This window comes from Polaromonas sp. P1_G1 (assembly GCF_056405595.1).
The window spans coordinates 63,606-79,883 of record NZ_JBFUBU010000044.1 but is presented as its reverse complement, the minus strand read 5'-3'; the positions used below and the strand labels follow the sequence as shown (position 1 = coordinate 79,883).

The 16,278-nt window shown below is 63.3% G+C and carries 17 protein-coding genes; 5 read left to right on the top strand and 12 right to left on the bottom strand.

Going from position 1 to position 16,278, the window contains the following annotated elements; translation table 11 throughout:
* The coding region (locus AC1D1Y_RS20640) for a sodium-translocating pyrophosphatase (RefSeq protein WP_477683984.1) at positions 1–1,810 on the bottom strand (1,810 nt) is incomplete at its 3' end.
* Between the two features lie 308 nt (positions 1,811–2,118).
* On the opposite strand from AC1D1Y_RS20640, the gene ppa reads away from it, so the two are divergent.
* Positions 2,119–2,649, top strand: coding sequence for an inorganic diphosphatase (gene ppa / locus AC1D1Y_RS20635; RefSeq protein ID WP_477683983.1), 531 nt, complete (start codon positions 2,119–2,121; stop codon positions 2,647–2,649).
* Between the two features lie 81 nt (positions 2,650–2,730).
* Here ppa and AC1D1Y_RS20630 read toward each other — a convergent pair whose 3' ends face one another.
* The 5 genes from AC1D1Y_RS20630 to AC1D1Y_RS20610 all read right to left on the bottom strand — a co-directional run bounded on the left by AC1D1Y_RS20630 (position 2,731) and on the right by AC1D1Y_RS20610 (position 7,849).
* On the bottom strand, positions 2,731–3,564 hold the full coding sequence (locus AC1D1Y_RS20630) for an alpha/beta hydrolase (RefSeq protein ID WP_477683982.1): 834 nt from the start codon (positions 3,562–3,564) through the stop codon (positions 2,731–2,733).
* A 35-nt stretch (positions 3,565–3,599) separates the two neighbouring features.
* Complete coding sequence (locus AC1D1Y_RS20625) at positions 3,600–5,252, bottom strand: wax ester/triacylglycerol synthase family O-acyltransferase (protein WP_477683981.1); 1,653 nt, start codon at positions 5,250–5,252, stop codon at positions 3,600–3,602.
* A 109-nt stretch (positions 5,253–5,361) separates the two neighbouring features.
* Entirely contained in the window at positions 5,362–6,168 is an 807-nt protein-coding gene (locus AC1D1Y_RS20620) for a hypothetical protein (protein WP_477683980.1), read from the bottom strand.
* Between the two features lie 25 nt (positions 6,169–6,193).
* Positions 6,194–6,526: a hypothetical protein gene (locus tag AC1D1Y_RS20615; RefSeq protein ID WP_477683979.1), complete on the bottom strand. Its 333-nt coding sequence runs from the start codon at positions 6,524–6,526 to the stop codon at positions 6,194–6,196.
* 93 nt (positions 6,527–6,619) lie between these two features.
* Positions 6,620–7,849, bottom strand: coding sequence for a GNAT family N-acetyltransferase (locus AC1D1Y_RS20610; protein ID WP_477683978.1), 1,230 nt, complete (start codon positions 7,847–7,849; stop codon positions 6,620–6,622).
* A 25-nt stretch (positions 7,850–7,874) separates the two neighbouring features.
* Between AC1D1Y_RS20610 and AC1D1Y_RS20605 the strand changes: the two genes are divergently transcribed.
* Positions 7,875–9,563 (top strand): NAD+ synthase, encoded by a 1,689-nt coding sequence (locus AC1D1Y_RS20605; protein ID WP_477683977.1) that lies wholly within the window; start codon positions 7,875–7,877, stop codon positions 9,561–9,563.
* Positions 9,564–9,704: 141 nt separating this feature from the next.
* Positions 9,705–10,043: a P-II family nitrogen regulator gene (locus AC1D1Y_RS20600; protein WP_007869659.1), complete on the top strand. Its 339-nt coding sequence runs from the start codon at positions 9,705–9,707 to the stop codon at positions 10,041–10,043.
* A 7-nt stretch (positions 10,044–10,050) separates the two neighbouring features.
* On the opposite strand, the gene AC1D1Y_RS20595 is transcribed toward AC1D1Y_RS20600, so the two are convergent.
* The 6 genes from AC1D1Y_RS20595 to AC1D1Y_RS20570 form a co-directional block, all read right to left on the bottom strand.
* Positions 10,051–10,671, bottom strand: a complete 621-nt coding sequence (locus AC1D1Y_RS20595) for an LOG family protein (RefSeq protein ID WP_477683976.1) — start codon at positions 10,669–10,671, stop codon at positions 10,051–10,053.
* Positions 10,668–11,120: a diacylglycerol kinase gene (locus AC1D1Y_RS20590; RefSeq protein ID WP_477683975.1), complete on the bottom strand. Its 453-nt coding sequence runs from the start codon at positions 11,118–11,120 to the stop codon at positions 10,668–10,670. Before AC1D1Y_RS20590 ends, AC1D1Y_RS20595 begins: the two co-directional genes overlap by 4 nt.
* A gap of 36 nt (positions 11,121–11,156) precedes the next feature.
* Positions 11,157–11,714 (bottom strand): RDD family protein, encoded by a 558-nt coding sequence (locus AC1D1Y_RS20585; RefSeq protein WP_477683974.1) that lies wholly within the window; start codon positions 11,712–11,714, stop codon positions 11,157–11,159.
* Positions 11,715–11,795: 81 nt separating this feature from the next.
* Positions 11,796–12,437, bottom strand: coding sequence for a DUF3106 domain-containing protein (locus AC1D1Y_RS20580; protein WP_477683973.1), 642 nt, complete (start codon positions 12,435–12,437; stop codon positions 11,796–11,798).
* 83 nt (positions 12,438–12,520) lie between these two features.
* On the bottom strand, positions 12,521–12,967 hold the full coding sequence (locus AC1D1Y_RS20575; RefSeq protein WP_477683972.1) for a DUF3619 family protein: 447 nt from the start codon (positions 12,965–12,967) through the stop codon (positions 12,521–12,523).
* The gene (locus AC1D1Y_RS20570) at positions 12,964–13,530 is read right to left on the bottom strand and encodes an RNA polymerase sigma factor (protein WP_477652237.1); all 567 of its coding nucleotides are present in this window, start codon (positions 13,528–13,530) and stop codon (positions 12,964–12,966) included. Before AC1D1Y_RS20570 ends, AC1D1Y_RS20575 begins: the two co-directional genes overlap by 4 nt.
* Before the next feature lie 320 nt (positions 13,531–13,850).
* Here AC1D1Y_RS20570 and AC1D1Y_RS20565 point away from each other — a divergent pair, with 320 nt between their 5' ends.
* Together AC1D1Y_RS20565 and ilvN are read left to right on the top strand one after the other, a co-directional pair.
* Positions 13,851–15,629: an acetolactate synthase 3 catalytic subunit gene (locus tag AC1D1Y_RS20565; RefSeq protein WP_477683971.1), complete on the top strand. Its 1,779-nt coding sequence runs from the start codon at positions 13,851–13,853 to the stop codon at positions 15,627–15,629.
* A gap of 111 nt (positions 15,630–15,740) precedes the next feature.
* Positions 15,741–16,232, top strand: coding sequence for an acetolactate synthase small subunit (gene ilvN, locus AC1D1Y_RS20560; protein ID WP_007869681.1), 492 nt, complete (start codon positions 15,741–15,743; stop codon positions 16,230–16,232).
* Positions 16,233–16,278: the final 46 nt, after the last annotated feature.

Below are 16,278 nucleotides of genomic sequence, written 5' to 3'. Positions count from 1 at the left end.
TCAGCAGGCCGCCCAGGGCTTGCGGGCCGAGCGCCAGGCCGACCACGATGGGYACSACCACRGGCAGCAGCGASGGGATCATCATTTCYTTGATGGCSGCCGTGGTCAGCATGTCGACGGCGGTGTCGTACTCGGGCTTGCCCGTGCCGTCCATGATGCCCTTGATGTCGCGGAACTGGCGGCGCACTTCGACCACCACGGCGCCGGCTGCGCGGCCCACGGCCTCCATGGCCATGGCGCCGAAGAGGTAGGGAATCAGGCCGCCTATGAAGAGGCCGACGATGACCTTGGGATTGCTCAGGTCGAAGCTGATCACGTTGCCATAGGCTTCGAGCTTGTGCGTGTAGTCGGCGAATAGCACCAGCGCGGCCAGGCCGGCGGAGCCGATGGCATAGCCCTTGGTCACCGCCTTGGTGGTGTTGCCCACGGCGTCCAGCGGGTCGGTGATGTCGCGCACGCTGCTGGGCAGTTCGGCCATTTCAGCGATGCCGCCGGCGTTGTCGGTGATGGGGCCGTAGGCGTCCAGCGCGACCACGATGCCGGCCATGCTCAGCATGGAGGTGGCGGCAATCGCAATGCCGTAGAGGCCCGCGAGCCCGTAAGCCGTCAGGATGGCGATACAGACAAAAATCACCGGCCATGCGGTGGAGCGCATGGACACGCCCAGGCCGGCAATGATGTTGGTGCCGTGGCCGGTGGTGGAGGCTTGCGCGATGTGCTGCACGGGTTTGTATTGCGTGCCGGTGTAGTACTCGGTCACCCAGCAGAGTGCGCCGGTCAGGACCAGGCCGACCGCGCAGGCGCCGAACAGGCGCATCTGGGTGCCGGTGGCCGTCACGGCGTCATCGGGCATCAGCCACTTGGTGACGAAGAAAAAGGCGATGAGCGACAGCACGCCGGCGATCGCCAGGCCCTTGTAGAGGGCCGGCATCACGTTCTTCATGCCGGGCGAGGCCTTGACGAAGAAGCAGCCGATGATGGAGGCGATGATGGACACGCCGCCCAGCGCCAGCGGATACACCGCGGCGGTGGCGCCCGCGCTGGACAGCAACAGGGCGCCCAGCACCATGGTGGCGATCAGCGTGACCGCGTAGGTTTCAAACAGGTCGGCGGCCATGCCGGCGCAGTCGCCCACGTTGTCGCCGACATTGTCGGCAATCACCGCCGGGTTGCGCGGGTCGTCTTCGGGGATGCCGGCCTCGACCTTGCCCACCAGGTCGGCGCCGACGTCGGCGCCCTTGGTGAAGATGCCGCCGCCCAGCCGGGCGAAGATGGAGATCAGCGAGGAGCCGAAGGCAAAGCCGATCAGCGGATTCAGCAGGTTGGCCAGCTTCAGGTCAGGTGTGTAGTTGCCGTTGCCCACCAGAAACCAGTAAAAACCGGTCACGCCCAGCAGTCCCAGGCCCACCACCAGCATGCCGGTGATGGCGCCGCCGCGGAAGGCGACGTCCAGGGCGGGGCCTATGCCCTTGGTGGCGGCTTGCGCGGTGCGCACGTTGGCGCGCACCGAGACGTTCATGCCGATAAAGCCGCAGGCGCCCGAGAGCACCGCGCCGACCACGAAGCCGGCGGCGGTCTTGCCGTCAAGGAAGAAGCCGATGAGCACCGTGAGGACGACGCCGACGATGGCGATGGTTTTGTATTGCCGCGCAAGGTAAGCGGCAGCGCCGGTCTGGATGGCGGCTGCAATCTCCTGCATACGCGCATTGCCTGCGTCCTGGGAAAGAATCCAGCTGCGTGCCCAGATGCCGTACCCGACGGCGATCAGTCCGCAGACCAGCGCAAGAATGAGCGCCGAGTTGCCTGTCATAGCTGACATTGAAATTCTCCTACGTTGTTTTTCGCTTGGAGGGGGTGCCACGCTAGCGGTGCCCCCGCTGCGTTGCTTCCTCGTTGCCTGTGTCACGTATGGAGACAAGGTCGATTGGCCAACTCGCGAAATTTAACGCGAAAACATGACAAGTTCGCGATGCGTCAGCCTCGAATCAGTAAAATGAGGGTAAATACCGAGCTGCAGGTAGCCGCTAGTTATTACTCCTGGCGCCGCCAAGCGCTTATTCACGTGGTGTGAAGCCTTTCATTTCATTTCTTTCCCTTCAACACAAACCTCAAGCGACCATGTCCCTCGATAAAGTTTCTCCCGGTAAAAACGTTCCCGAATCCTTTAACGTGATCATCGAAATCCCGATGAACGCCGACCCGGTGAAATACGAGGTGGACAAGGAGTCCGGCGCGATTTTTGTGGACCGCTTCATGAGCACGTCCATGCACTACCCGACCAACTACGGTTATGTGCCCAAGACCATCAGCGGCGACGGCGACCCGGTCGACGTGCTGGTGATCACGCCGGTGCCGCTGATCCCCGGCGTGGTGGTGACCTGCCGCGCCATCGGCATCCTGAAGATGGAAGACGAAGCCGGCGAAGACGGCAAGGTGCTGGCCGTGCCCATCGACAAGAAATGCTCGCTCTACACCCAATGGCAAAAGCCCGAAGACATGAACCCGCTGCGCCTGAAGACCATCTCCCATTTCTTTGAACACTACAAGGACCTGGAAGAAGGCAAGTGGGTCAAGGTGCWRGGCTGGGAAGGCCCRGASKCSGCCMAGAAGGAAATCAYSGACGGCATCGCCAACTACGCCAAGGCCTAAGACCCAGACCCTTCCGGGTTGAACAAAAAAAGCGCCTGCAGGTTTTCCTGCAGGCGCTTTTTTTATTCCAGCGGCGCGGTTTTAAGTTCCTTGCGCCGGCTCCGGATAGACCAGGCCGTGGAGCCGGCCCTTGTCCTCGCGCGCGAAGGGCTTCCATTGGCCTTCGGGCTGGGCCAGCCGGTCGGCCACGGCCCACCAGGCGCTGGGGTTCACGCCCATGCCGATGTGGCTGGCCAGCACCTCGATGTTCTCGGTTTGCGGATTGGCGGCGCTGGGCGCCTGGATGCTGGCCTGCCAGGCCACCACGCCGTCGCTGCGTGAATAGATGCTGGTGGTGGGCACGGGCGGGGCGGCGGGCAGGTCGTAGTTGTCGGATTCGCGCTCCACGCTGCGGCCGCTGGTAAGTTCATAAATGCGCCAGGCATTGGTGGCCTTGTGCGAGCCCGCGAAGGGCGTGCCCAGCGTGATCACGCAGCGCACCTTGTCCGGCATTTCCTTGGCCAGCTCGCGCGCATAGACGCCGCCCAGGCTCCAGCCGATCAGGCTGACTTTGCGGCCCGTGGCCTCAAACGTGCGGATGAGGCTGTCGCGGGCCTCTTCGAGCACACCGGCGCGCGGGCCGAAGTTAAAACCCTGTTCCCAGCCCCAGGGTTTGTAGTTGAGCGATTGCAGGTAGTGGCGCAGCGGCACGGTGGTGGCGTCGTTGGCCGAGAGGCCGGGGAACACCATGACGGCATGGCTGTCGCCGCGCGGCGCGCGGGCCAGCAGCGGCCAGGCGGGCAGCAGGGCGCCGAATTCCCAGAATGCGCGCAACTCGAGTGCGAGCAGCCAGGCGCTGGGCGGAACATCATGCGGGGCTGGTTTTTGGGAGTCTTGAAAGGCGGAAGAATTTCGCTTGGATGACGGGCTTGCCATGGCGTTGGGCATTGATTGTCTTTTGGAGTTCTGACTCAAACAGTATGGAGGCGCTTACGCTTGTTTACAGAGGGAGGCGCCTCTAACTTTGGCGGCTTCGCGCGGGATTTCGTCACGTTCGTGACAGCGGTCTTGCGGGTTTTTACCGGGACCGCCTTGCGGGTGGTCTTTTTCGTCGCGGGCCTTGCGGTTTTTTGAGGCGCAACAGCGGCTGGCGGCGCGTCGGCCATCAAGGACTGCGCCTCGGTGAAGGCATCCTCGATCGCCTTGGCCAGGTCCTTGGCATGCGGCAGCGCCTTCTTGTCGGCAATGATGCCGAAATCCACATGGCCGGCGTAGGTCTGGATGGTGATGTTGAGTGCCAGGCCGTGCAGGATGATGGACAGCGGATGGAAGGTCAAAAATTTCGCGCCGGCCAGGTACAGAGGCACGGGTGGGCCCGGCACGTTGGAAATCGCCAGGTTGGCGACCATAGGCAACCGGCTGGCCATGCCGCTTTTGCCGTAGGCATTGAGCGCCATTTTGGCGGCGCCCCCTACCAGCCAGGGCGCCAGCAGCGAAGGGTAGTCGGTCGGCAGCAGGCCCTTGAGGCTTTGCATGGAGGTCTTGACCTTGGCGGTGGAGGCCATGATGGCGTTCATGCGCTTGAGCGGATGCGCCAGGTGCGTGCCGAGTTCAACCAGGCTCATGCTGACCTGGTTGCCCAGGTTGCTGGCATCGGTGGCGCCGGCTTCGCGCAGCGACACCGGCATGGCGGCTACCAGCGATTTTTTCGGCAGGCTGTGGTGCTGCGTGAGATAGTTGCGCAGTGCGGTCGAGCAGATCCATAGCACCATGTCGTTGAACGAGCCGCCCACCGCCTTGCCCATGGCCTTGGTCTCGCCCAGCGGGATGGTGGCGGTGACGAACACGCGGCCGGTGCCTATGCCCGCGTTGAAGGGCGTGGGCGGCGCCAGTTTCATGGGCATCTTGGGCTTGACGCCGGTGGCCGAGCTGCCCATGGACTGTTTGGCCAACGTGCTGCCGAAGGTGCTGGCCGCGGCGGGCAGCGACTTGGCGACCTTGGCCAGCTGGCCCAGCGAGCTGGAAAACACCGAGCCGATCATCTTGCCCAGCTTGAGGTCGGACTCCAGCTTGCGGCGCCGTTCGGGATCGGGAGGCGCCACCTCGCGCGGCGTCGGGCTCAGGTCCAGCATGGCATTGGCCAGCATGACGCCGCCCTTGCCGTCGAGCGCGGCATGGTGGATCTTGGAGAAAAAGCCCGCCACGATGCCGCCGCCCTGGGATTCGGGCAACTGGATGCGGTCGAAGATATAGAACTCCCAAAGCGGGTAGTCGCGGTCTATGACCTCGCCGTGCAACTGGGCGCAGAGCTTGTGCACCTCGGCCAGCGTCATGGGGGCCGCGCCTTTTTTGGTGGAGTCGGCCCGGCGGATGTGGAAATCGATGTCGACCGAATCGGCCTCCACCCAGAGCGGGTGGCCCAGGTCCAGTGGCATGAACACCAGCTTGCGGCTGAACACCGGCGCCAGGTGCATGCGTTTGCCGATGTGGGTTTTGACGGCCTTGTGGAAGCTGCCTTTGAAGCCCGCCGGCAATTCGCACAGATTGAGCGAGCCCACATGCATGGGCATTTCAGGGGTTTCGAGGTAGAGAAAGGTCGCGTCCAGGCCGGTCAGGGATTTCATGGTTATTGTCTCCGTGGGGAGACCTTAACCGAGCGGGCGTGGGCGCGGCACTAGGGTTTGCCGTAGCTGAGCGTGTCGCGCCGGGCTCAGCGTACGACTGTGATTGCGTTCAAGCTTCGCAGTCCCCAAGCATCCCTTGCTCATCCTCGGTAAGCCCGGCGACAGGCGTTGCCTTGGCCAGCGCCATCCAGACGCCCAGCGGCAAGGACTGCCGCGCACGCCGGGGCGCCGCGCGGGCCACGACGAGGCGCTGGCCTTCCATGAACATCACGCCGCATTCGGCCGGAACCTCGTCGGCCGCGCCAATGGGCCGGCCCTTGGCATCGCAGCCCAGCACGTACCAGCATTCGCCGCCCAGGTCCAGGTAGGCGGCGCGCTTTTCGGGGCGGCGCAGGTCGCCCAGCAGGTCGGAGCGATGCACCTTGATCTCATGGACGATGGGGTCGACGTACTCCTGCACCGTGGTGTTGCGGATGGAAAACACGTCGGGCCGGACTATGCCCCAGCGCGCCTTGCCGCCTTCGGTGTCCGGCGGCAATTGCGCGCGCAAACCCAGGCCGCGCCAGGTGATGCGGCCGGCGCGCACCATTTCGCAGGCGACCTGCTCGACCAGCGCTTCGTGCTTGGACAGGGCCGAGCGGTTGCGCAACAGCGTGGCCGCCAGGTAGGCAATGCCCGCATCGGTGACGCGCAAGGTCTCATGGCCCGCGGGGCCGGCCACGCGCTGCAGCATGCCGGTGGCGAGCAGTTCGATTTCCAGCAGGTCCTGGCAGGGCCAGCCGGCGGAGCGGTAGACCTCGCGCAGGCGGCGGGCATGGGGGCGACCCAGCGGCGGTTGGCTGCCAAGGGCGCTGTCGTTGGCGGCGGGCGCCGTGTCTGCCGGGGTGCTGGAAAGCGGGATGGCGGCGCTGCTCATGGTGCGGTTTTCGGCGGGCCGGGATTCAGAGTGGAAGAATTTCGAAGCGCGCGTTGTCCAGGTTGTCGCCCAGCGGCCTCATGGCGGCCAGGATTGCGTCGGTCTCGGCGTTCTGCCACAGCGCGATGACCTGCTCTTCCGCCTGGGACGCCCCCTCCAGCGGCAGGCCTTCGTTCAAGGTTTGGGCCAGCATGTAGGCCTGCAGCGAAGGCAGCACGTATTCCGGCCCTCCCACGGCGAATTCAAGCGCCATGCGAAAGCGCAACTCGGCGGCGGCGCGCTGTTCGGCGGTGAGGGTGGGGCACTCGACCAGGTTGACCTTGTACTGGCTCTGGAATGCGGGGTTCGTGTTGCTCATGGGAAGCTCCTTTGGGGGATTTATAGCACCGCTTGCCCGAGGGACGTCCGCATGGGAGAAAGACCCTGCGGCGCTGGCAACCGGAGTATCTTTTCAAGCTGGAGCGGCCGGTGCGGCGCGCCTGAAGGGGTTGCGCCGTTCCAGGTCGTCCATATAACTTTCTATGCCGGCGCCCTCGCGCTCCAGGAAGCGCTCGACCGCGTCGGCGAAAGAGGGATGGGCCAGCCAGTGGGCGCTGGTGGTCTTGACGGGCAGCAGGGCGCGGGCCATCTTGTGCTCGCCCTGCGCGCCGCCCTCAAAGCGCTGGTAGCCATGCGTGATGCACCATTCCAGCGGCTGGTAATAGCAGGCTTCGAAGTGCAGGCAGTCGACGCGGGCCAGGGCGCCCCAGTAGCGGCCGTAGGCGGTCAGCGGAGGATTGGCTGTGTCCGATGCGCCGGCCGGTGACGCGCTGACGGCGATCAGGCTGGCCGCAATGGGGCGGGGTTTGCCGCCGTCGGCCGTGTGTTCGGCGATGAACAGCAGCCAGTTCTCAGGCATGGTGTCCTGCATGCGCTGGAAGAAATCGCGGCTGAGGTAGGGCGCGTTGCCGTGCTCGTAATAAGTGCGTTCATAGCAGCGGTAGAAAAAATCCCAGTCGGCCTTGCTGATGTCCTTGCCTAGTGACCAGCGGAAGGTGATGCCGGCGTCGTGGACTTTGCGGCGCTCCTGGCGGATTTTCTTGCGCTTTTCCTGGTTGAGTGAGGTCAGGAAATCGTCGAAATCGCGATAGCCGCTGTTTTTCCAGTGGAATTGGACCGTATGGCGCAGCATCAGGCCGGCTTCTTCGCAGGCGGCCACGTCCTCATCGGCCGTAAACAGCAGGTGCAGCGACGAAAGCTTTTCCTGCCCGCACCAGGCGAGCAGCGCCTGCACCAGCAGCACGCGTTCGGCGGCGCTGCGCGCCAGCAGCCGGGCGCCGGGGACGGGCGTGAAGGGTACGGCGGCCACGGCCTTGGGGTAGTAGTCCAGGCCGTGCTGCTGGTAGGCATTGGCCCAGGCCCAGTCGAACACGTATTCGCCGTAGGAGTGGGCCTTGAGGTAAAGCGGGCAGGCGCCAGCCAGGGTGACGCCTTGCCAGAGCGTGACGAAGCAGGGCGTCCAGCCGGTATCTGGGCTGGCGCTGCCGCTTTCGTGCAGTGCGGCCAGGTATTCATGGCGCATGAAGGGGTTGGCGGCCTCGCCTGGGCTTTGCGCCGCCAGCAGGGCGTTCCACTCGGATGCATTGACCTTCAGCGGCGAATCCAGCACGCGGATGACATAATCGTTTGAGTCGTTTTTCACGTGTTTTTCGGGGTTTTACTTCTACATGCCACTCAAAATCTGCGTTGCCCAGTTGAACTATTGCGTGGGAGACATGCCGGGCAATGCGCAAAAAATCATCGAGGCGGCCCGCGCCGCCTACCAGGACGGTGTGCGGCTGGTGCTGACGCCCGAGCTGGCGATTTGCRGCTACGCGGCCGAAGACCTGTTTTTGCGCCCCTCTTTCATCCAGGCCTGTGATGATGCCGTGAATCAAGTGGCCCGCGAGCTGGCCGGGTTAAAAGGCCTGACGGTGGTGGTGGGCACACCCACCCACGGCGACAACGGTAAGGGCCTGCGCACCAAAAGCGTGGAAGTGCAGCAGCGCCACAACGCGGCGCGGGTGCTGCGCGAGGGCCGTGTCATCGAAAGCTACGCCAAGCGCGAGCTGCCCAACTACCAGGTGTTCGACGAGCGCCGCTACTTCACGCCCGGCCAGGGCACCTGCGTGTTCCAGGCCGGGGAGGGCGACGAAGCCGTCAGCATAGGGCTGCTGATCTGCGAAGACGCCTGGTTCGAAGAGCCGGCGCGCCTGGCCAAAGAGGCCGGCGCCGAGCTGCTGGTGGTCATCAATGCCTCGCCTTTCCATGTGGGCAAGGGCGGCGAGCGCGAGCAGATGATGCAAAACCGCTGCCTGGCCACCGGGTTGCCGCTGGTCTATGCCCACCTGGTGGGTGGGCAGGACGAAATCGTGTTTGAAGGACGCTCCTTTGCGCTGCAGGCCGACGGCGCGCTGGCTGGGCGAGCCGAAAGTTTCAGGGAGAAGCTGTTTGCCATTGGCGCCGAGCGCGCGGGGGATGCCGTCACCTTGACGGCGGATACGGCGCCCGAGCGCAGCCACGAGGCGGACTTGTGGGACGCGCTGGTGCTGGGTGTGCGCGACTACCTGGGCAAGAACGGCTTTCCGGGCGCCATCCTGGGGCTGTCGGGCGGTATCGATTCGGCTCTGGTGCTGGCGATCGCGGTGGATGCGCTGGGCGCGGACAAGGTRCGCGCSGTGATGATGCCTTCGCCCTACACGGCCGACATCTCCTGGAAAGATGCGCGCGAGATGGCCGAACGCGTGAAGGTGCGCTACGACGAGATCTCCATCGTGCCCGAGTTCGAGGCCTTCAAGGCGTCCCTGGCCGGCGAGTTCAAGGGCCTGAAGGAAGACACGACCGAGGAAAACATCCAGGCGCGTATACGCGGGGTGTTTTTGATGGCGCTGTCCAACAAGTTTGGCTCCATCGTGCTGACCACCGGCAACAAGAGCGAGATGGCCACCGGCTATTGCACGCTTTATGGCGACATGGCCGGTGGCTTCGCGGTCATCAAAGACGTGCTCAAGACCTCGGTGTTCCGGCTGGCGCGCTGGCGCAATGCCAATGACCCGTATGGCACCGGCAGCAACCCGATTCCCGAGCGCATCATCACGCGCCCGCCCAGCGCCGAGCTACGTCCCGACCAGACCGACCAGGACAGCCTGCCGCCCTACGAGGTGCTGGACGCCATCCTGTCGCGCTATATGGAAAACGACGAGAGCGCCGAAGGCATCATCGCCGCCGGTTTTGACCGTGCGGTGGTGGAGCGAGTGGCGCGGCTGATCCGCATCAACGAATACAAGCGGCGGCAGGCGCCTGTGGGCATCAGGGTCACCCACAGGAGCTTTGGCAAGGATTGGCGCTATCCTATAACCAGTAAATTTCGACAGTGATGGCCCCCACTGCGAGCCTGCGGCGCGCTGCCCCTTTTCCTTACGTATGGGGGCGCTGCGCCTGCGGCCCCTGCTGGTTGGGGAGCCCCCTGCAGACTTCAAGTGCTTTATGACGAGATTTAAAACCAACGGAGATATTCAGTGAAACAAATTACCGCCGTCCTCAAGCCTTTCAAGCTCGAAGAAGTCCGCGAGGCGCTGGCCGAATGCGGCGTGACCGGGCTGACCGTCACTGAAGTCAAGGGCTTCGGCCGCCAGAAGGGCCACACCGAGCTGTACCGCGGCGCGGAATACGTGGTCGACTTCCTGCCCAAGGTCAAGGTCGAAGTCGTCGTGAAAACCGAGGATGTGGAGCGCTGCGTGGATGCCATCGTGCGAGCGGCGCGCACCGGCAAGATCGGCGACGGCAAGATTTTCATCACCAGCGTGGAACGCGTGGTGCGTATCCGTACGGGGGAAGAGGACGAAGCGGCAGTCTGAGAGCCGTTTAAATCTGGTCGAGGCGCGTTGCAGTTGGCGTCGTTCCGGCTGCCTGCACCAGGGTTTCGAGCAGGGGCTCCGCCTCGCTGCCGGTGCGTATCAGGTCCATCAGCCAATCGTTCATGAAGCCGGCTTTGACCGATGAGGCCAGGAAGGCCAGCAAGCTGTCGTAGTAGCCGCCCATGTTGAGCAGGCCGACCGGCTTGTCGTGGTAACCGAGCTGGCGCCAGGTCCAGACTTCAAAAAACTCTTCCAGCGTGCCTATGCCGCCCGGCAGGGCCAGGAAGGCATCTGCCTTCTCGGCCATGATGCGTTTGCGTTCGTGCATGTTCTCCACGATGTGTAGCTCGGTGCAGCCGGTGTGGGCCCATTCCTTTTCGACCAGCGCCTTGGGGATCACGCCCACGACCCGCGCGCCCGCCGCGAGTGCGGCATCGGCCAGGATGCCCATGAGGCCGTTGCGGCCGCCGCCGTAGACCAGTTGCCCGCCGTGGGTGCCTATCCAGGTGCCGACGAGGGCCGCAATCGCGGCAAATTCGGGATTGGCGCCCGGGCGGGAACCGCAATAAACGCAAAGGGAGAAGGCGGGCTTGGCGGTTTCTGTCACTGCGGTGCTGTCGTTGTTCATGCTGAAAATCGTTGAAAGAGCGCCAGGGCCCAGGTGCCTGCGCACAGCAGCAGGCTGAGCAGGACGGCGGCGCTGCCCATGTCCTTGGCGCGCTTGGAAAGGTCGTGCCACTCGGGGCCTATGCGGTCTATGGCGGTTTCGATGCCGGTGTTGAGCAGCTCCACGATCATGATGAGAATGACCGTGCCGGCCAGCAGCACGGTCTCCACCCAGTTGCGGCCCAGCCAGAAGGCGGCGGGAATCAGCACGATGGAGGCAATGGCTTCCTGGCGAAACGCGGTTTCGTGCCAGCCGGCGCGCAGGCCGGCGATGGAATAGCCCGTGGCGTGCCAGACGCGGCTCAGGCCCCTGCGGTGTTTCTGGGGATTGACCGGCTCATCGAGGGAGATCGGGGCGGCGGTATTGGCGGAGGCTGGCGCGGAGGCGGAAAGCGGGACTTGTTCGGGCATGGGGCGATTGTCGCGCAGCTTTATGGCATGTTGATGTTAGGGCTGCTCGGCCACATCACTGCTGGCTGTGGCTTTCGATTTTTCCTTGCGGCGGGGCTTTTCAGGCGCCGCCCAGGTGATCAGCCGGGTACCGGCCCAGGCATCGTGCCAGAACTGCTTTTGCGGATGAAAGCGCGCCAGGATCGCCCAGATGGCGACCCAGCCCAGCGCCAGCACGGCGCCTTCGCGGCCCGGCAGCGCCAGCATCCAGCTGACGGCCAGCGGCGGCAGGAACCATAACCAGCTCAGCACATAGCGCAGCAGGGCGCGCTTCTGGGAGATGGGGGCGCCGTGGACGTCAACCACGCGGATGTTCCAGGTTTTCATCGCCAAGGTCTGGCCTTTTGCCCAGAACCAGACGAAATAGATGCCGAAGATCACAAATACGAAAGCCTGTAGCGCATGGCGGTTGTCCAGGGCGTTGCGGGTCTGGCTCAAGGTGCTGAAGAGGTAGCCGGCCAGGAAAACCACGCCGAACATCAGCATGCCTTCGTACATCCAGCAAGCCATGCGCCTGGGGATGGACGGTATTGAGGGGGTATCGGTGGCTGTCAAATGTATTGCTCTTCAGTGCTCGCTGGCAGGGGACTGCCGGAGCGGCCAATAAATCCGGCCGGCTTGCCCGCCGGCGGTATGTCAACGCTGGGGCGTTGCGCCTGGGCCGCTGGCAGGCAATGCCGCGGGGGCGGCTGCCGCCGGGGTGGAAGCATTGATTTTAGGCGCAGCCTTGCTGCTGGCCTTGACCGGGTGCGGCGGAACGGGCGCCAGCTTCTGGGGCGCCACCGGCTTGACGGCGGTCGCGGCTCCGGCGGGCTTGGGGCTGGCCTTGGCCGCCAGCTTCTGTTTTTCTTCTGGGCTGAGGGCCTGGTAGGTTTCCCATTTGGCTTTTTTCTCTTCAGGCGTGAGCTGCTTGGAGAGCTCTTTGGTCTTGCCGAAATTCAGCCGTGCCTGGGCGCGTTGCTGAGGGCTCAGCGTGACCCATTCGTTCATGCGGCTGTGCAGGTTAGCCTGTCCTTCAGGGGGCAGCGAAGGGTAGTTTTTGGAGATTTCCAGCCATTTGCGTTTTTGCTGCTCACTAATGGTGTTCCAGCTTGAGGCCAGGGGCGCGAGCGCCTTTTGCTGCATGGGGCTGAGCTCAGCCCAGGTAGGCTTGGAGACGGTGATTTTGGCAGGCGCRCTGGCGGCCGATTTGGCGGCGCCAGCGGTACTAGCGACGGCTGCGGGCTTAGCCGCCTGGGCAAAACTGAAAACCGGCAGCGCCAGCAGGGCGACTGTCACGAGCCCAAGCGACAGCCATTGCAACTTCAACCGGGTCGACGGGTCAAGAGGCAGGGGGGTGAGTCGGGCGGCTGCTGGGCGGCTCATTGGACCGTAGGGGCTTGGCGAGTCACTTTGAGGTACTGGACAAAACCGGGGTCGGCAAAGGCCGCGGGTGGGAGTTCGTCGGTGAGCAGCGCCACGTCGACTTCTGCCAACTCCTGGGCGCGGTTGTCGTTCTGGATCGAATTGATGACCAGCAGCCCCACGACCAGCGCAACAAGCGGTAACACCGAACCAATGCGTGCCCACCAGCTCAGTCCGTCGTCGGAGCCCCAGGTAAGGGCCGCGCTGGCGCCGTTGCCGACGACACCGCCGGCGGTTTCGGCTTTTGCGATCTTGCGGCTGGAGACAGCCTGGAACCGTGCGGCGCGCAAGCGCTCGGAAATGTCGTAAGGCAGATCCGCCGCACCTGCGGACAGGTAGGAGACGGTTTTCAGGCCAAAGCGGTCCTGGAGGATGGCGGCTCTTTTTTGTAGTGAATTAGTCATAGTTTTATACCTTTGGCGCTCAGGGCTTTGCTGAGAGCGTGAACTGCGCGTGAACAGTGCGTTTTGACACTACCCTCTGAACAGCCCATGGCGGCTGCTGTTTCAGCGACGTCCATTTCCTCCCAGTAACGCATCAGAAAGGCTTCCCGTTGACGGCCCGGCAATTCCTTTACCTGCAGCTCGATCTCATGCAATATTTGCGCCCGCTCCGTGGCATCCTGGGCGCTCTCTGTACCCTCTGAGTTGGTCAGGGTCTCTAAAGTTTCCAGAAGATCGAAATCTCCGTCTTCGCCGGACGATTCGAAGTCGCTCATATTGGAAAAAAGCGCGTTGCGGGTCTTGCGGCGGCGAAACCAGTCCAGCGTGGTGTTGGCCAGGATGCGCTGGAACAGCATGGGCAGCTCGGCGGCGGGCTTGTCGCCGTAGTGCTGCGCCAGCTTCATCATGCTGTCCTGAACGATATCGAGAGCAGCTTCTTCGTCCCGGACGTGATAAATGCTGCGCTTGAAAGCCCGTTTTTCAACGTTTTTCAGGAAATCCGAGAGTTCTTGTTCAGTTGCCAACGGTGTGGGGTTCCGGTTCGTCCAGCGCTGCAGGATGGCCGCGGTCTTCGCGGGGCCTGTGCCGATCAGCATGCATCCTGGGATGCCGCAGGAAAATTATCGCATCATGGCCGGTGTTGGCTGGCCCTTTTTGGGGCCTTGCGGCCATTGCGCAACGCGAAATGTCATAATATGCCCTGCAATTCAAAAGGCAAACGGGTCATGACTCGGCGGTTTATGTTTCCGCTTATGGTTCTGGCCTCAAGTCTCGACGCCGCTTCACAAGAGTAGGCGAAGAGGCACCCAAGGTATTTCGTTAGAGAAATTCACAAAGGTTCATCATGGAAATCTCCAAGGCGGAAATCGCTTCCGCGGCAGCAGCGTCTGCACACACAAATTCCCAGGAACTCCGCGGCGCGGAAATCCTCATCAAGTCGCTTCAGGCTGAAGGTGTCAAGTACGTCTGGGGCTATCCCGGTGGTGCGGTCCTTCACATTTACGACGCCTTCTACAAGCAGGACTCGATCCAGCACATCCTGGTGCGCCACGAACAGGCGGCCGTGCACGCTGCGGACGGCTATGCCCGTGCCACCGGCGACGTGGGCGTGGCCCTCGTCACTTCCGGACCTGGCGTGACCAACGCGGTCACCGGCATCGCGACGGCCTACATGGACAGCATCCCGATGGTGATCATCACCGGACAGGTCCCCACCCACGCCATTGGCCTGGATGCCTTCCAGGAATGCGACACGGTCGGGATCACCCGGCCCATCGTGAAGCACAACTTTCTCGTCAAGGACGCGCGGCAGATGGCCGACACCCTGAAGAAGGCTTTCCACATCGCCCGCAGCGGCCGGCCCGGCCCCGTGGTCGTGGATATTCCGAAAGACGTGTCCTTCAACAAGGTTCCCTACAGCGGCTACCCGCAAACCGTGGAGATGCGCTCGTACAACCCGGTTCGCAAAGGCCACGGCGGGCAGATTCGCAAGGCCCTGCAGCTGCTGCTGGCGGCCAAGCGTCCATACATCTACACCGGCGGCGGCGTGCTGCTCAGCAATGCCTCGCAGGAGTTGCGCACGCTGGTCGACATGCTGGGCTATCCCTGCACCAACACSCTGATGGGCCTGGGCGCTTACCCSGCCAGCGACAAGAAGTTCCTCGGCATGCTGGGCATGCACGGCACGRTSGAAGCCAACAAYGCSATGCAGAATTGCGATGTGTTGCTGGCCGTCGGCGCGCGCTTTGACGATCGTGTGATCGGCAACCCCAAGCATTTCGCGCAGAACGAACGCAAGATCATCCACATCGATATCGACCCTTCCAGCATTTCCAAGCGCGTGCGGGTCGACATTCCCATCGTGGGCGACGTCAAGGACGTGCTGACCGAGCTGATCAGCATGATCAAGGAGTCCGGCCTCAAGCCTGACGCCAACGCGCTGGGCGGCTGGTGGGACACGATCGAAGGCTGGCGCAAGCGCGACTGCATGAAATACAGCATGGGCAAGGGCGACGTCATCAAGCCCCAGCACGTGGTCGAGACCCTGTGGAATCTCACCAAGGACGCCRACACCTACATCACGTCGGACGTGGGCCAGCATCAGATGTGGGCCGCCCAGTACTACAAGTTCGACGAGCCGCGCCGATGGATCAATTCGGGCGGTCTGGGCACCATGGGTGTCGGCATTCCCTATGCCATGGGCATCAAGCTGGCCAAGCCCGACTCGGAAGTGTTCTGYATCACGGGCGAAGGCTCGGTGCAGATGWRCATCCAAGAGCTTTCCACCTGCCTGCAGTACAACACGCCGATCAAGATCGTGTCGCTGAACAACCGCTACCTGGGCATGGTGCGCCAGTGGCAGGAAGTCGAATACGCGGGCCGCTACAGCAGCAGCTACATGGACGCGCTGCCCAATTTCGTGAAACTGGCCGAGGCTTATGGGCACGTCGGCATGCTGATCGAAAAGCCGCAGGACGTGGAACCGGCGTTGCGCGAGGCGCGCAAGCTCAAGGACCGCACGGTGTTCATGGACTTCCGCACGGACCCGACCGAAAACGTGTTCCCGATGGTGCAAGCCGGCAAGGGCATTACCGAGATGCTGCTGGGGTCGGAAGACCTCTAAGTCTCAGGCCGCCGCACACCCATTCATTCACCGTCACCTGACGAATCTATTGCCCGCCGAGCCTGCGCATTACCGTGCGCAGGGGAGGGCGGCGAAAAGAGGAATCTTCTTATGAAACACATCATTGCAGTTTTGCTGGAAAACGAGCCGGGCGCTCTTTCCCGCGTGGTCGGCCTGTTTTCGGCGCGCGGCTACAACATCGAAAGCCTGACCGTCGCACCGACCGAGGATCCGAGCCTGTCGCGCATGACGATACAGACCACGGGCTCCGACGACGTCATCGAGCAGATCACCAAGCACCTGAACCGCCTGATCGAAGTGGTCAAGGTGGTCGACCTGACCGAGGGCGCCTACACCGAGCGAGAGCTCATGATGGTCAAGGTGCGCGCTGTCGGCAAGGAGCGCGAAGAGATGAAGCGCATGGCTGATATATTCCGCGGGCGCATCATCGACGTCACCGAGAAAAGCTACACCATAGAGCTGACCGGCGACCAGTCCAAAAACGATGCTTTCCTGGAGGCCATAGACCGCAGCGCAATCCTGGAGACGGTGCGAACCGGCTCCAGCGGCATCGGCCGCGGCGAGCGGATTTTGCGGGTGTGATTTAAGTCGTCCGTGCGCGCGTTTCGACAGGCTCAACGCGAACGGA

Coding starts and splice junctions, on each gene's coding strand:
- AC1D1Y_RS20630 (WP_477683982.1), bottom strand. CDS start 3,564: ATGGCAAGCCCGTCATCCAAGCGAAATTCTTCCGCCTTTCAAGACTCC.
- AC1D1Y_RS20590 (WP_477683975.1), bottom strand. CDS start 11,120: ATGCCCGAACAAGTCCCGCTTTCCGCCTCCGCGCCAGCCTCCGCCAAT.
- AC1D1Y_RS20625 (WP_477683981.1), bottom strand. CDS start 5,252: ATGAAATCCCTGACCGGCCTGGACGCGACCTTTCTCTACCTCGAAACC.
- AC1D1Y_RS20575 (WP_477683972.1), bottom strand. CDS start 12,967: ATGACTAATTCACTACAAAAAAGAGCCGCCATCCTCCAGGACCGCTTT.
- ilvN (WP_007869681.1), top strand. CDS start 15,741: ATGAAACACATCATTGCAGTTTTGCTGGAAAACGAGCCGGGCGCTCTT.
- AC1D1Y_RS20595 (WP_477683976.1), bottom strand. CDS start 10,671: ATGAACAACGACAGCACCGCAGTGACAGAAACCGCCAAGCCCGCCTTC.
- AC1D1Y_RS20615 (WP_477683979.1), bottom strand. CDS start 6,526: ATGAGCAACACGAACCCCGCATTCCAGAGCCAGTACAAGGTCAACCTG.
- AC1D1Y_RS20620 (WP_477683980.1), bottom strand. CDS start 6,168: ATGAGCAGCGCCGCCATCCCGCTTTCCAGCACCCCGGCAGACACGGCG.